Source organism: Bradyrhizobium sp. STM 3561 (genome assembly GCF_045571455.1).
GTDB classification, from domain to species: domain Bacteria; phylum Pseudomonadota; class Alphaproteobacteria; order Rhizobiales; family Xanthobacteraceae; genus Bradyrhizobium; species Bradyrhizobium vignae.
The window spans coordinates 856,741-870,897 of record NZ_CP120695.1 but is presented as its reverse complement, the minus strand read 5'-3'; the positions used below and the strand labels follow the sequence as shown (position 1 = coordinate 870,897).

Here is a 14,157-nt window from a genome sequence, read left to right as displayed (position 1 = left end):
TATATTCACACCATGAATTTGAATTCGCTTGACCTCAATCTGTTGACCGCCCTCGACGCATTGCTGCGCGAGGCCAATGTCAGCCGCGCGGCGTTACGGCTCGGGCTGTCGCAGCCGGCGGCGAGCCATGCGCTCCAGCGCCTGCGCGACATCTTCGGCGATCCGCTCCTGGTACGCACCGGCGCGCGGATGGAGCTGACGCCGCGGGCGCAAGCCCTGCGCGCGCCGCTGGCGCAGGCGCTCGACCAGGTGCGCGGGCTGTTTGTGCCTGACGAATTCGATGCCGCTCTCAGCGAGCGGCAGTTCCGTCTGATGATGCCGGACCTCGCGGTCGAGCTGTTGATGCCCCCGCTGATGGAGAAGGTGACGCGGGCTGCACCGAACGTCCGCATCGACGTCGTGCCCTGGCGGGGATGGGCGATCTTCCACGCCGAATTCGCCCGCACCATCGACCTCGTGATCTCGATCGGCAATGCCTTCAAGGGTTTTCACCGCCAGCTGCTCTACACTGACAGCGACGCGCTGGCGGTGCGGCGCGGCCATCCCGTTGGAGCGAAGCTGAAACGGCGCGAGGCGTTCCTGGCCGCGCGCCATGTCGGCGTGATCATCCGCGGCAGCGCTGAGGACCTGATCGACACCTGGCTGCGCAGCAAAGGCATCGAGCGACACATCTCGCTGGTGGTGGCGGGCTATCTCGAAGCCTTGCACGTCGCCGCACGCACCGACCTCGTCGCTTTCGTGCCGCGCCGGCTGATCGCGGCGCTGTCGAAGCAGCTCGGCCTCGTCACGGTGATGCCGCCGCTCGACCCCGGGATCGACGAGCAGTTCATGTTCCACCCGACGCGGGCCCAGATGGACCCGGGCTCGATCTGGCTGCGGCGGCTGATGCTGGAGACCGGACGGGAGCTAGCGAAGAAGGAGCGGCGCGTTGGGTAGCTCTCGTAAGGGGGTGGGCAAAGCGAAGCCTGCCCACCATCTGTTGTCGCCGGACGAAGATGGTGGGCACGGCGTTTTGCGTCTTTGCCCGAGAGCCGCGCTGCCTTCACGCCTTCTGCGCGTCCATCACCTTGCGGATCGCCGGGCGATCCGACATGCGCTTGAAGTGATCAGCGATCCTCGGCGTCGCATTGATGTCGACGCTGTCGCCTTCGAGCCAGGTCGAAAGCGTGTAGAGATAGGGATCGCAGACCGTGTACTGCTCGCCCATTACCCAGGGCCCCCGAAACATCTTCTGCTCGATGAGCTTGAAGCAGGCCGCCATGGTCTTCGGCACCATAGCCTTCATGTCGGCGAACGAGCTCTCCTCCGTCGCCCAGCGCGCGCCGCGCATCTTGTGGGCGTGGTTGATGTGCACGGTCGAACAGAGATAGGAGTTGAACGACTGCACCTGGGCGAACTCGAAGGGATCGTCGAGCGGCGCGAGCTTCGCCTTGGGGAACACTTGCGCGATGTAAGCCAGCATCGCCGGCGTTTCGGTCAGGACGCCGCGATCGGTGACGAGCGCGGGCACGCGGCCCTTCGGGTTGATGGCGAGATAGTCCGGGCTGTTCTGCTGGTTGTCCTTGAAGCTCAGCCGTTCGGCCGTGTAGTCGGCGCCGGCCTCTTCCAAGGTGATGTAGGTGGCGAGCGCGCAGGTGCCGGTGGCGTAGTAGAGCTTGAGCATGTCGGACCTCATGAGAAAGCTGGAAAATAACGGCTGTCGACCCCAAGGTCCATAGCACAACATCCTCTTCGCAGTTGCCCACCTCCGCCCGGCTGTGCCAAGACGCCTGCAACTGGAGAGTTTTCTCATGACGGTACTCGTCGCCGGTGGCGGCATCGGCGGGCTGACCCTTGCGCTCAGCCTGCATCAAATCGGCGTTCCCGTGAAAGTGTTCGAGAGCGTCGCGGAGCTGAAGCCGCTCGGCGTCGGCATCAACGTACTGCCGCATGCGGTGCGCGAGCTGATCGAACTCGGCCTGATGGATAAGCTCGACGCCAGCGGCGTGCGCACCCGCGAGCTCGCCTATTTCTCCAAGCACGGCAAGCCGATCTGGAGCGAGCCGCGCGGACTGGACGCCGGGTACAAATGGCCGCAATTCTCGATCCACCGCGGCACGCTGCAGCAGCTCCTGCTCGACACCGCGGTCGAGCGGCTCGGCCGCGAGAACATCCTCACCAGCCATCATCTGACCGGCTGGACCGAGACGGCGGACGGCGTGCGCGCCGACTTCATCGACAAGGCGACCGGCAAGGCCGCCGGCACTTTCGAGGGCGCGATCCTGATCGCCGCCGACGGCATCCATTCCGCCGCGCGAGAAAAGCTCTATCCCAATGAAGGCCCGCCGATCTGGAACGGCCGCATCCTCTGGCGCGGCGTCACGCCGGCAAACGCCTTCCTGACCGGCCGCACAATGATCATGGCCGGCCACGAGATCCTGAAATTCGTCTGCTATCCGATCTCGAAAGAGCCCGACGCAAACGGCAACCACCTCATCAACTGGGTCGCGGAGCGTCACATGCCACCGACCTATCAGTGGCGCCGCGAAGATTATAACCGCACGGCACGGCGCGAAGAATTCCTGCCCTGGTTCGAGAGCTGGCAGTTCGACTGGCTCGACGTGCCCGGCCTGATCAGGAACTGCCCGCACGCCTATGAATATCCGCTGGTCGACCGCGATCCAGTCTCGCAATGGACCTTCGGTCGCGTCACGCTGATGGGCGATGCCGCGCATCCGATGTACCCGATCGGTTCGAACGGCGCCTCGCAGGCGATCCTCGATGCCCGCGTCATCACGCGCGAGATTCTGGCGCATGGCCCGACGCAAGCAGCGCTGCTCGCCTATGAAGCCGAGCGCCGGCCCGCAACCGCCGACCTCGTCCTGCTCAACCGCAAGAACGGCCCCGAGCAGGTGATGCAGCTGGTCGAGGAGCGCGCGCCCGACGGCTACGAGGTGGTCACCGACGTGTTGTCCCAGCAGGAGCTGGAGGACATTGCCGCCAACTACAAGCGCGTCGCCGGCTTCCAGGTGGAAGCGCTGAATGCGAAGCCGCCGATCGTGAGCAAGAATGCGAGGCGGGTGGGTTTCTAGAGACGCAGCTCCAGCAACGGGCGAGATGCGCATCGATGTGCCCTCGCCCCTTGCGGGAGAGGGCAGCGACGCAGGGAGATGCGGACTCACTCGGGTGAGGGGTCCGTCTCCGCATACATCCCTTGCAATTGAATTCGCCGAGGCAACCCCCTCATCCGGCGCTTCGCGCCACCTGCTCCCACAAGGGGAGAAGGAAGATGGAGTGCGCGGCTAGGCCGGTGGTCGCCTCACTTCACCACCCTCGCCGCTTCCAGCAACCGCTCGCTCGCGCTTGCCGTCGCGAGCACCGTGCCGTCTTCCGCCATCAGCTTGCCCTCGACGAACGCGATCGTCCTGCCGAGCTGCGTCACCCTGGCCTCGCCGACGATCGGGCCAGGCTTGGCGGGCGCCAAAAAATTCACGGTCATGCTGATGGTGGTGGTGTAGAGCCGCCCCTCGCTCATCACCAGCACGGCGGGACCCATGGTGTCATCGAGCATCGCCGAAAGCATGCCGCCCTGGATGAAACCTGCGGGGTTGCAGAATTCAGGTTTGGCCTCGAAGCCCAGTCTGATCCAGCCCTCCTCCGGACGGGCATCGAGCAGGCGCCATCCGAGCAACTCGGCGCAGGGCGGCCTTGGAAAATCGTCGAGCGCGGTCTTGACCATGCGAGGCTCCATCGCGCCGTGATAGCGCAGCGCTGCTGCCAGCGTGCTGTCAGGAGCACGGGCCGATCAAACATCCAGTGCGTGCGCAATCACCTTGCGCATGACGTTGGGCAGCGCTTCGTCCGCGAGGCTCGCGATCGGTACCCAGCGCATGCCAGCGGGCGCGCGGGTGCGGGCTTCAGCCTTCGCCGTGTAGACCACCAGCTCCAGAGGAAAATGCGTGAAGACATGGGTGACCACGCCCACCTTGCGCTGCCAGCGCGATAACCCCTTCAGCTCCGGCGCCTGCTGCTTCGCCGCCGCGTCCTCTTGGCCGGCCAGCCAGTCCGAGCCCGGCACTTCCGTCATGCCGCCCAGCAGGCCCTTCTCGGGCCGCGAGCGGACGAGCAGTTCGTCGCCACGCGTGATCACAAAGGCAGCGCCGCGCCTGAGCGTCCCGCTCTTCTTCGGCGCCTTGCGCGGGAACGTCTCCTGGGAGCCTTGCGCGCGCGCCGTGCAGTCCTCGTTCAGCGGGCACAGCGAGCAGGCCGGCTTCTTCGGCGTGCAGATCGAGGCGCCCAAATCCATCAACGCCTGTGCGCTGTCACCGGCGCGGGAATCCGCCAGCAACGTCGCCGCCAGTTGCTGGATCAAAGGTTTTGCCTGCGGCAGCTCGTCCTCGACCGCGAACAGGCGCGATACCACGCGCTCGATATTGCCGTCGACCGGCATGGTGCGCCGATCGAAGGCGATCGCCGCGATCGCCGCCGCCGTGTAGGGCCCGATCCCCGGCAGCGCTCGTAGCCCTTCCTCAGTGTCGGGAAAGACGCCGCCGTGCTCGCGCGCCACCGCCACCGCGCAGGCGTGGAGATTGCGTGCGCGCGAATAGTAGCCGAGTCCGGCCCACATCCGCAGCACGTCGTCGAGGGAGGCCCGCCCTAGCGCCGTAACGTCGGGCCAGCGTGCGACGAATTTTTCGAAATAGGGCCCGACCGCCTTCACCGTGGTCTGCTGCAGCATGATCTCCGATAACCAGACGCGGTAGGGATCGGACGCCTCGCCGGGCGCGGCGCGCCAGGGCAGTCGGCGGCGATGACGATCGTACCATTGCAGGAGCGCGAGCGGGCGCGATGAGGTCTCCGGCTGAGAAGATTCCGGCTTCGGCTTGCGTACGGATCTGGGGCTCATTCCTCACTTGTAGCGGCAATGCACTGGCCTCTCCACGTCATGGCCGCGCTCGTCGCGGGCATCCACGTCTTTCTTCGCAGGAAGAACGTGGATGGCCGGGACAAGCCCGGCCATGACGAATCTCGGGGTCTGTGGCCCGACGTCCAAGGTGCTATAAAGCCCGCCATGTCCAAATCCGGCCCCATCTTCAAGCCCGGTCCCATCAGCGCAAAACCGCTCGGGATCCTGCTCAATGACGTCTTTGCCGAGGCCTATGCCAAGCAGGGCTTCGCCGCACGCGAACTGGTGACGCGGTGGGCGCAGATTGCGGGGCCCGAGATCGCGGCCCATGCCGAGCCACTCAAGATGCAATGGCCACGCCCGGTCGAGGGTCAGCCGCAGGAGCCGGCAACCCTGGTGCTGCGGGTCGAGGGGCCGATGGCGCTGGAGATCCAGCACTCGGCCGACGTGATCCTGGAACGGGTCAACCGCTTCTTCGGCTGGAGCGCGGTCGGCAAGCTGGCCTTCCGCCAGGCCCCCCTGTCGCGGCCGAGGGGCCGGAAGCGGCCCGGCCCGCCAGACCCCAAGGCGGTCGCCAAGGTGGCGGAGAGCCTCACCGACATCGAAGATGAGCAATTGAAGACGGCGCTGGCGCGGCTCGGGGCCGCCATCAAGCGAAATTGAGCCTCATTCCGCGCCCAAACTGGACCCGTGCCTGCGGCCTGCCATTGCCTCAGGCGACGTTTCAAGCTAGCGACAGGCCGCTCGAAGGGGAACCTCGGGCGAACCTTGCCAATCCCGGGAGCCGACCTTGATCATCACCCGCCGCGCCTTCACCACGATGCTGTCGCTGACCGGGCTTGCCGCGCTCGCCGGGATCTCGCCGCTGCGGTTCATTTCCGACGCGATGGCGCAGTCCGCCGCCGATGTGGCCAAGCCGGTGTCGCTGCCCGACATGGCGCTCGGCCCGAAGGACGCCGCCGTCACCATCACCGAATACGCCTCGATGACCTGCCCGCACTGCGCCGCCTTCAACGAGCAGGTGTTCCCGAAGATCAAGAAGGAATACATCGACACCGGCAAGGTGCGTTACATCTTCCGCGAGTTCCCGCTCGACATCAAAGCCGCCGCCGGCTCCATGCTGTCGCGCTGCATCGCCAAGGACGACGCGCCGAAATACTTCGCGGTCACCGACATGCTGTTCCGCCAGCAGAACGACTGGGTGGTGAAGAACACCACCGAGACCCTGACGCGGATCGGCAAGCAGGCCGGCCTCACCCAGCCGCAGGTCGAGTCCTGCCTGAAGGACCAGGCGCTGCTCGACAAGATCGCCGCCGACCAGAAATATGCCAGCGACGTGTTGAAGGTGGATTCGACACCGACCTTCTTCATCAACGGCGAGAAGATCAAGGGCGAAGCCTCGTTCGAGGAGTTCGCCAAGAAGATCAATCCGCTCCTGAAGAGCTGATTCGCTCGTCAAGATCCTGATTCGCATCTCGAAAGCCGTATCTTTCCCGGCATAAATCCCTTGGGAAAAGCGGCTTTCGCCGGTTGCCCTCGCGGCGCACCGCGGCCATTGTCCAGCCGCATGAGGCGCCTCGCGCGACTCGCCCGGATAGCGACATTGCCTTCCATGGTATTGTCCCGGCAGGGGGATTCGTGCCTGCCAACAGAGATGCGTGCTTATGAAAATCACCCGCCTGCGCCTTCACGGTTTCAAGTCCTTCGTTGAGCCTACGGACTTCGTCATCGAGCCCGGTCTGACCGGCGTGGTCGGTCCCAACGGCTGCGGCAAGTCGAATCTCGTCGAAGCGCTGCGCTGGGCGATGGGTGAGACCTCGTACAAGTCGCTGCGCGCCGCCGACATGGACGCGGTGATCTTCGCCGGCTCCGGCAACCGTCCGGCGCGCAACCATGCCGAAGTGACGATGACGATCGACAATGCCGATCGCACCGCGCCTGCGGCGATGAACGACAGCCAGATTCTCGAGATCTCCCGTCGCATCGAGCGCGAGGCTGGCTCGGTCTATCGCATCAACGGCCGCGACGTGCGCGCGCGCGACGTGCAGATCCTGTTCGCGGACGCAGCCACCGGCGCGCGTTCGCCGGCCCTCGTCCACCAGGGCAAGATCGGCGAGATCATCCAGGCCAAGCCCGAGCAGCGCCGCCGCGTGCTGGAAGATGCTGCCGGCGTCGCCGGCCTGCACGCCCGCCGTCACGAGGCCGAGCTGCGGCTGAAGGCGGCCGAGACCAACCTCACCCGCGTCGAGGACGTGATCGGCCAGCTCTCCGGGCAGATGGAAGGCCTGAAGAAGCAGGCCCGCCAGGCCGTGCGCTACCGCGAGGTCGCGGCCAAGGTTCGCAAGGCCGAGGCCACCCTGTTCCATCTGCGCTGGATCGGCGCCCATGCCGACGTCAACGAATCCGGCCAGACCCATGATCTCGCCGTCCGCGAGATGGCCGAGCGCACCCAGCACCAGGCCGAAGCCGCCCGCATTCAGGCGATCCGCGCCGCCGAGATGCCGGCGCTGCGCGATGCCGAAGCGCGCGCCGCCGCCGGACTGCAACGCCTCACCAATGCCCGCGAACAGCTCGACCGCGAGGAAGAGCGCGCCAAGGAGCGCGTCGCCGAGCTCGAGCGCCGCCTCGCCCAGTTCGAAGGCGACATCTCGCGCGCCCAGCAGCAGACCATGGATGCCGACGTCGCGCTGCAGCGGCTCGACACCGAAGACGCCGAGCTGAAGGAAGAGATCAAGTCGCGCGTCGAGAAGCGCTCCGGCGTCGACGAGCGCGTCGCCGAAGCCGAGGCGGTGCTGACCGAAACCGAGCAGCGCTTCGCCGAGCTCACCACCGCGCTCGCCGACCTCACCGCCAAGCGCAACCAGTTGGAAGCCAACGTCCGCACCCATCGCGACAAGCTCGCCCGGCTCGACCAGGAGATCGCGAACGTCGCCGCGGAAGAGCAGAAGCTCACTGAGGCGACCGGCGGCTTCGGCGATCTCGATGAGCTGACCGCACTGGTCGAGACCGCGGAGCAGACGCTGGCAGCTTCCGAAGCCGCGGCGCAGGCGAGCGAAGCCGCGCACGTCGCGGCGCGTCAGACGCTGGAATCCTCGCGCGCGCCGCTGGTCGAAGCCGACAAGCGCGTGCAGCGGCTCGAGACCGAAGCGCGCACCATCTCCAAGATCGTCAACGGCGAGACCAAGAACCTGTGGCCGCCGATCATCGACGGCATCACCGTCGACAAGGGATTTGAAAAGGCGATCGGCGCCGCGCTCGGCGACGATCTCGACGCGCCGATCGATCCGTCGGCGCCGATGCGCTGGACCAATGTCGGACACACCGAGGGCGATCCGGAGCTGCCCGAGGGCGCCGTGCCGCTTTCCAATCACGTGCAGGCGCCGGCCGAGCTGGCGCGCCGCCTGGCCCAGATCGGCGTGGTGCCGCGCGAGCGCGGCGCCGAGCTGGTCTCGCAGCTCAAGACTGGCCAGCGGCTGGTCTCACCCGAAGGCGACGTCTGGCGCTGGGACGGCTTTGTCGCCGCGGCGCACGCCCCGACCGGCGCCGCACGGCGTCTTGCCGAGCGCGCCCGCCTCGTTGATATCGAGAACGAGCTGGAGCAGGCCCGCATCGACGCGCAGATCAAGCGCCAGGCGCTGGAAAACGCCGAGTCCGAGCTGCAGATGGCCGCGAGCACCGAAGGTGCCAGCCGCGAAGCCTGGCGCGCCGCGCAGCGCGAGCTCAACGTCGCGCGCGAGCGCCACGCCAATGCCGAGCGCGAGATCAGCCGCCACGCCGCCCGCAAGGCGACGCTGTCGGAAGCGCACAGCCGTCTCGCCGCCGATCGCGCCGAGGCCGAGGCCGCCTACGAAAATGCCGCGGCCGGGATCTCAGAGCTGCCGTCGAGCGAGGACACCGAGACCCAGCTCGCCGCCGTCCGCAGCGACATCGAGGGCCACCGCCGCATGGCCGCCCAGGTCCGCGCCGAGGCGCAGGCGCTGGCACGCGAGGCCGAGCTCGCCGACAGGCGCGTGCAGGCGATCCTCGCCGAACGCACCGAGTGGCAGAACCGCAAGGAGAGCGCGGCCTCCCACATCGACACCATCCAGGCCCGTATCGCCGAACTCACGATTGAGCGCAGCGAACTCGAAAACGCACCGCAAGTGTTCGCCGAGAAGCGCAGCGCGCTGATCACCGAGATCGAATACGCCGAGAACGACCGCCGCATGGCCGCCGACGCGCTCGCCGCCGCGGAAAGCGCGATGGCGGAGACCGATCGCGTCGCCAAGCTGACGCTCGAAGCGCTCTCCAGCGCTCGCGAGGCCACCGCGCGCGCCGAGGAGCGCATGGAAGGCGCGCGGCGCCGGCTCGAGGACATCGAGCGCGAGATCCGCGACATGCTCGAAGTCGAGCCGCAGGCCGTCGCCGGCCTTGCCGAGATCGAGCCGGGCGCGGAGCTGCCGCCGCTGCACGACATCGAGGAAGACCTCGAAAAGATGCGCCGCGACCGCGAGCGCCTCGGCGCGGTCAATTTGCGCGCCGAGGAAGAGCTGCGCGAGGTCGAGACCCAGCACACCGGCCTCGTCACCGAGCGCGACGACCTGGTCGAAGCCATCAAGCGGCTGCGCCAGGGTATCCAGAGCCTGAACAAGGAAGCGCGGGAGCGGCTCCTGACCTCGTTCGACGTCGTCAACAACCATTTCAAGCGCCTGTTCGTCGAGCTGTTCGGCGGCGGCGAGGCCGCGCTGCATTTGATCGAGAGCGACGACCCGCTGGAAGCCGGTCTCGAGATCATCGCCAAGCCGCCGGGCAAGAAACCGCAGACGCTGTCGCTGCTCTCGGGCGGCGAGCAGGCGCTGACCGCGATGGCGCTGATCTTCGCGGTGTTCCTCACCAATCCCTCGCCGATCTGCGTGCTGGACGAAGTCGACGCACCGCTCGACGACCACAACGTCGAACGGTACTGCAACCTCTTGCATGAGATGACCGGCTCGACCGACACGCGCTTCATCATCATCACGCACAACCCGATCACGATGGCGCGGATGAACCGGCTGTTCGGCGTCACCATGGCCGAGCGCGGCGTCTCGCAGCTCGTCTCGGTGAGCCTGCAAGAGGCCGTGGAGATCCTCGACCAGAACGTGGCGTGATATCTCCGGCGTCATTCCGGGGCTCGCGGGGCGAGAGTCCGGAATCTCGCGCTACAATCTCGAACTTCCGGGTTCGCGCTGCGCGCGCCCCGGAATGACGGTGGGCAAACATGATCTCGCCCATTCTCCCCGCTGAACTCAAGGCCGCCCTCGACGGCAAGCTCCAGGGCTTCTCGCGGACCGACGCCGCACAGCGATCGCAAAAGATCTCGACCGCCTATCGCGCCGGCGGCGGCTCCGGCACCATCAAATCGGAGGCCGATGCGCTCGCCTATGCGCTGGCGCGGATGCCGGCGACCTACGCGGCCGTGGCCGCCAGCCTGAATGCGCTGACCGAAATCGCGCCTGGCCTTGCGCCTGAAACGCTGCTCGACGTCGGCGCAGGTCCGGGCACCGCGAGTTGGGCCGCCGCGGAAGCCTTTCCGTCGCTGCGGGATTTCACCCTGCTCGACGCCAACGCCACGCTGAGCCGGCTCGCGCTGGAACTGGCGCGCAACAGCACGCGCCTCGCAGAGTGTCGCTATCTTCCCGGCGATGCCGGCGGCAACCTCGCCGAGGTCTCGCAAGCCGACCTCGTCGTCGCCAGCTACGTCATTGGCGAGCTCAGCGAAGGCGACCAGCGCAAGCTTGCGGAAGCGATGTGGGCGAAAGCGCGGCATGCGTTGGTCGTGATCGAGCCCGGCACGCCCGCGGGTTACGCCCGCATCCTCGCGCTCCGGCAACAACTGATCTCGGCCGGAGCCCACGTCGCCGCCCCCTGCCCGCACGACAGACCCTGCCCGCTCATCCCACCCGACTGGTGCCATTTCTCCCAACGCCTGCCGCGCTCCCAGGCGCATCGCCAGATCAAGGGCGCCGAGGTGCCGTTCGAGGACGAGCGCTTCATCTACGTCGCCCTGACACGCGCGCCGCCGGCGACGCGCGCCGCGCGCGTGCTGGCGCCGCCGGATGTCGGCAAGGCCGAGATCGCGGCCAAGCTCTGCACCGAGGCTGGGGTCGCGCTGACGAAAGTCCCGCGGCGCGACAAGACGGCCTATGCCGACGCCCGGCGCTGGCGCTGGGGCGATGCGATCATGTCCGAAAGTTAATTCCGCCGGCCGTGCTTCCCTTGAACTCGGATGGTTCCTCGTCCGACCAAGCCTTACCTTCCCTCCATGCCGGGGCTCTCGCCCTGCGCCAATTTGGTCTACCCTAGCGCCTGCCTTCTTCCCGCTTCAGGAGTTCTTCATGTCGACCGGCTGGATCGTTCTCGGCGTCATCGTCGTCCTCGTGCTGTTCGCCTTCAGCGCCTACAACCGCCTGGTGGCGCTGAGCCAGCGCGTCGGCCAGGCCTTTGCCGATATCGACGTGCAGCTCAAGCAGCGCCACGACCTGGTCCCGAACCTGGTCGAGACCGTGAAGGGCTATGCCTCGCACGAGCGCGGCACGCTCGACGACGTCATCAAGGCGCGCAATTCGGCGATGGCGGCGCAGGGACCGGCTCAGGTGTCCGCGGCGGAGAACCAGCTCTCCGGCGCACTCGGCCGGCTGATCGCGCTGTCGGAAGCCTATCCCGACCTCAAGGCCAATGCCAATTTCCAGCAGCTCGCATCCGAGCTCTCCGATCTCGAGAACAAGATCGCGGCCAGCCGTCGCTTCTTCAACAACGCGGTCCAGGAATACAACACCGGCATCCAGCAGATGCCCGCCGCCCTGTTCGCCGGCATGTTCGGCTTCACCAGGAAGGACTTCTTCGATCTCGGCACGAGCCGCACCGAGGTCGAGGCGGCGCCGCAGGTGAAGTTCTGATTGCAGCATGACCCCTCACCTTCGTCGTTCCGGGGCGCGTCGAAGACGCGAACCCGGAACCTCGAGCGAGACACTAAGCTCTGGATTCCGGGTTCACGCCGTTGGCGTGTCCCGGAATGACGGAAGCCAACGGAAGCAGCCATGGCCGCGTATGGTCTCTACACGCACATCGCCTCGAACAAGTTTCGTTCGATGCTGCTGCTCGCCGGCCTGTTCGTGCTGGTCTATGTGCTGGTCTATGCCGGCGCGCTGGTCGCCGAGGTCGTCATCAACGGCAACGAGACTGTCGCCTATTATTTGAAACGCGCCTTCCACGACCTGATCGTCGCGGCGCCCGTTGCGACGATCGTGACGGCCGCCTGGGTCGTGATCGCCTATTTCTTCCACCAGTCGATGATCGACGCCGTGACCGGCGGCCACGACGTGACCCGGCAGGAACAGCCGCGGCTCTACAATCTGCTCGAAAACCTCTGCATCTCGCGCGGCATCACCATGCCGAAGCTGAAGATCATGGAGAGCCCGGCGCTGAACGCGTTCGCGACGGGCCTCAATCCGCGGCAATATTCGATCACCGTCACCACCGGTCTCTTCGATGCGCTGAACGACAAGGAGATCGAGGCGGTGCTGGGCCACGAGCTGACCCACATCAAGAACGGCGACGTGCAGCTCATGGTGGTCGCCGTCATCATCGCCGGTGTGGTCGGCTTCTTCGGCGAATTGTTCTTCCGCCTGTTCACGAGCTTCGACTGGAGCCCGAGCTCCGGCGGCTCGTGGTCCTCGGGCTCCTCCTCGTCGTCCCGGTCGTCCTCGTCGTCGAGCGACAGCAAGAGCTCCGGCGGCGGCGCGATCATCGTCATCATCATCGCGGTCGTGCTGATCGTTCTGGCCTGGCTGCTGTCGCAGGTGGTGAAGCTCGCGCTATCCCGGTCGCGCGAATATCTCGCCGATGCCGGCTCGGTCGAGCTGACGAAAGACCCTGACGCCATGATCTCGGCGCTGCGCAAGATCGAGGGCCGCGGCGAACTGCCCGGCGCGACCTCGGCCGTGATGGAGCTCTGCGTCGACAATCCGCGCGAAGGCTTTGCCGATTTGTTCGCCACCCACCCTTCCGTGCAGTCCCGGGTCGATGCGCTGATCAAGTTCGCCGGCGGCCGTGACCCTGGTCCCCTGCCAGGCCCCACTGAAGAGACGGATCAACCCGAGATGGAACAGCCCGGAGCGCAGGATACCCCACCGCCGCTGTCGCACGGGCCATGGGGCGATGCAGCCGCTCCGGCCAATCCGCCGCCCGTTCCCACACCAAGCCCCTCAGGCGTCCTTCCAGCCAATCCGATGGGACCATGGGGCCGCCACTGAGCCACGCGATCGGGCGCCGTTCGTGGCAGGTTTGACACCGATAGGGAAAAACCTCGGGAATTGCCGCAACAGAGGCGCAAGGAATTGAATTCTCCCTTGTTTCTGCCATGTTCGCGCCCAACAGCAGACTTGGGACGTCTTTTGGGACATCGATTTGGGGCCTGGCCGATCGCGACCTCGCGATCGGGGGCGCGTTAGGGGACAGCAATGGCAAAGCCGGCAGTGGTTGTGGTGGGCGCGGACAAGGGCGGGGTCGGCAAGACCACGGTGTCGCGTACCTTGCTCGATTATTTCTCAGCCAACAACGTGCCGACGCGCGCGTTCGACACAGAGTCTCCGCGCGGAACCCTGAAGCGCTTCCACCCCGACATCACCGAGATCGTCGACATGACGACCACGGCCGACCAGATGAAGATCTTCGACACGCTCAATACCGTGAGCCCGTCGGTGACCGTGATCGACGTCCGCGCCGGCCTGCTCTCGCCGGCGCTGGCCTCGCTGCGCGACATCGGGTTCCTCGACGCCGCCAAGGCCGGCCAAATCACCTTTGCCGTGTTCCACATCCTGGGACCCTCGATCGCCTCGCTGGAGGAGATCGCCGAGACCGCCGGCTTCATGGGCGGCGCAAAATATTTCCTGGTGAAGAACTTCATCAATGACACCCAGTTCTTCCAGTGGGACCAGGCGACTTACAATTCGTATTTCCACCGCATCAAGGACGCGACCGAGCTGACCATCCCCAAGCTCAACGAAATGGCCTATGAGCAGGTCGAGGTGTCTTCCGTCCCGTTCCTGAAATTCGTCGCCAACAAGGGCATCAACGACGATGCCGCCAACTATTCGTTCGTGCTGCGCGGCTATGTCCGGCACTGGCTGGCGAACGTCTGGAGCGAGTTCGACCGCATCCGCCTGACCGACATCGTCGGTTCGAAGCCGGTGACCCGCAACAGCGAAAAATAGTTGCGGCCATTGGGCGGATACGGCTGGATTGGGCGACGA

General features: G+C 66.3%; 12 protein-coding genes. 9 read left to right on the top strand and 3 right to left on the bottom strand.

Annotated features, from left to right (window positions below):
- Nucleotides 1-12 precede the first annotated feature (12 nt).
- Nucleotides 13-936 (top strand): LysR family transcriptional regulator, encoded by a 924-nt coding sequence (locus tag P6U28_RS03715; RefSeq protein ID WP_407121770.1) that lies wholly within the window; start codon nucleotides 13-15, stop codon nucleotides 934-936.
- A 106-nt stretch (nucleotides 937-1,042) separates the two neighbouring features.
- Here the strand turns inward: P6U28_RS03715 and P6U28_RS03710 are convergent, their stop codons facing one another.
- A complete protein-coding gene (locus P6U28_RS03710; RefSeq protein WP_122406824.1) occupies nucleotides 1,043-1,663 on the bottom strand; it encodes a glutathione S-transferase family protein in 621 nt (206 codons plus the stop codon).
- Nucleotides 1,664-1,790: 127 nt separating this feature from the next.
- Here P6U28_RS03710 and P6U28_RS03705 point away from each other — a divergent pair, with 127 nt between their 5' ends.
- Nucleotides 1,791-3,071: a flavin-dependent oxidoreductase gene (locus tag P6U28_RS03705; RefSeq protein WP_407121769.1), complete on the top strand. Its 1,281-nt coding sequence runs from the start codon at nucleotides 1,791-1,793 to the stop codon at nucleotides 3,069-3,071.
- A 227-nt stretch (nucleotides 3,072-3,298) separates the two neighbouring features.
- On the opposite strand, the gene P6U28_RS03700 is transcribed toward P6U28_RS03705, so the two are convergent.
- Together P6U28_RS03700 and mutY are read right to left on the bottom strand one after the other, a co-directional pair.
- On the bottom strand, nucleotides 3,299-3,718 hold the full coding sequence (locus P6U28_RS03700; RefSeq protein WP_122404816.1) for a PaaI family thioesterase: 420 nt from the start codon (nucleotides 3,716-3,718) through the stop codon (nucleotides 3,299-3,301).
- 66 nt (nucleotides 3,719-3,784) lie between these two features.
- On the bottom strand, nucleotides 3,785-4,885 hold the full coding sequence (gene mutY / locus P6U28_RS03695) for an A/G-specific adenine glycosylase (protein WP_407121768.1): 1,101 nt from the start codon (nucleotides 4,883-4,885) through the stop codon (nucleotides 3,785-3,787).
- A 165-nt stretch (nucleotides 4,886-5,050) separates the two neighbouring features.
- Here mutY and P6U28_RS03690 point away from each other — a divergent pair, with 165 nt between their 5' ends.
- From P6U28_RS03690 to P6U28_RS03660, 7 genes are all read left to right on the top strand, one after another.
- A complete protein-coding gene (locus P6U28_RS03690; RefSeq protein WP_122404818.1) occupies nucleotides 5,051-5,548 on the top strand; it encodes a DUF721 domain-containing protein in 498 nt (165 codons plus the stop codon).
- 127 nt (nucleotides 5,549-5,675) lie between these two features.
- Nucleotides 5,676-6,332, top strand: a complete 657-nt coding sequence (locus P6U28_RS03685) for a DsbA family protein (protein ID WP_122404819.1) — start codon at nucleotides 5,676-5,678, stop codon at nucleotides 6,330-6,332.
- 217 nt (nucleotides 6,333-6,549) lie between these two features.
- On the top strand, nucleotides 6,550-10,014 hold the full coding sequence (smc, locus tag P6U28_RS03680; protein ID WP_407121767.1) for a chromosome segregation protein SMC: 3,465 nt from the start codon (nucleotides 6,550-6,552) through the stop codon (nucleotides 10,012-10,014).
- 110 nt (nucleotides 10,015-10,124) lie between these two features.
- Nucleotides 10,125-11,102, top strand: coding sequence for a small ribosomal subunit Rsm22 family protein (locus P6U28_RS03675; protein ID WP_407121766.1), 978 nt, complete (start codon nucleotides 10,125-10,127; stop codon nucleotides 11,100-11,102).
- A gap of 139 nt (nucleotides 11,103-11,241) precedes the next feature.
- Nucleotides 11,242-11,802 (top strand): LemA family protein, encoded by a 561-nt coding sequence (locus tag P6U28_RS03670; RefSeq protein WP_122406825.1) that lies wholly within the window; start codon nucleotides 11,242-11,244, stop codon nucleotides 11,800-11,802.
- A 141-nt stretch (nucleotides 11,803-11,943) separates the two neighbouring features.
- Nucleotides 11,944-13,158, top strand: a complete 1,215-nt coding sequence (locus P6U28_RS03665; protein WP_407121765.1) for a M48 family metallopeptidase — start codon at nucleotides 11,944-11,946, stop codon at nucleotides 13,156-13,158.
- 207 nt (nucleotides 13,159-13,365) lie between these two features.
- Complete coding sequence (locus P6U28_RS03660) at nucleotides 13,366-14,118, top strand: hypothetical protein (protein WP_122404823.1); 753 nt, start codon at nucleotides 13,366-13,368, stop codon at nucleotides 14,116-14,118.
- Nucleotides 14,119-14,157 lie beyond the last annotated feature (39 nt).

Coding starts and splice junctions, on each gene's coding strand:
- P6U28_RS03715 (WP_407121770.1), top strand. CDS start 13: ATGAATTTGAATTCGCTTGACCTCAATCTGTTGACCGCCCTCGACGCA.
- P6U28_RS03700 (WP_122404816.1), bottom strand. CDS start 3,718: ATGGTCAAGACCGCGCTCGACGATTTTCCAAGGCCGCCCTGCGCCGAG.
- P6U28_RS03690 (WP_122404818.1), top strand. CDS start 5,051: ATGTCCAAATCCGGCCCCATCTTCAAGCCCGGTCCCATCAGCGCAAAA.
- smc (WP_407121767.1), top strand. CDS start 6,550: ATGAAAATCACCCGCCTGCGCCTTCACGGTTTCAAGTCCTTCGTTGAG.
- P6U28_RS03675 (WP_407121766.1), top strand. CDS start 10,125: ATGATCTCGCCCATTCTCCCCGCTGAACTCAAGGCCGCCCTCGACGGC.
- P6U28_RS03710 (WP_122406824.1), bottom strand. CDS start 1,663: ATGCTCAAGCTCTACTACGCCACCGGCACCTGCGCGCTCGCCACCTAC.
- P6U28_RS03665 (WP_407121765.1), top strand. CDS start 11,944: ATGGCCGCGTATGGTCTCTACACGCACATCGCCTCGAACAAGTTTCGT.
- P6U28_RS03670 (WP_122406825.1), top strand. CDS start 11,242: ATGTCGACCGGCTGGATCGTTCTCGGCGTCATCGTCGTCCTCGTGCTG.
- P6U28_RS03705 (WP_407121769.1), top strand. CDS start 1,791: ATGACGGTACTCGTCGCCGGTGGCGGCATCGGCGGGCTGACCCTTGCG.
- P6U28_RS03660 (WP_122404823.1), top strand. CDS start 13,366: ATGGCAAAGCCGGCAGTGGTTGTGGTGGGCGCGGACAAGGGCGGGGTC.
- mutY (WP_407121768.1), bottom strand. CDS start 4,885: ATGAGCCCCAGATCCGTACGCAAGCCGAAGCCGGAATCTTCTCAGCCG.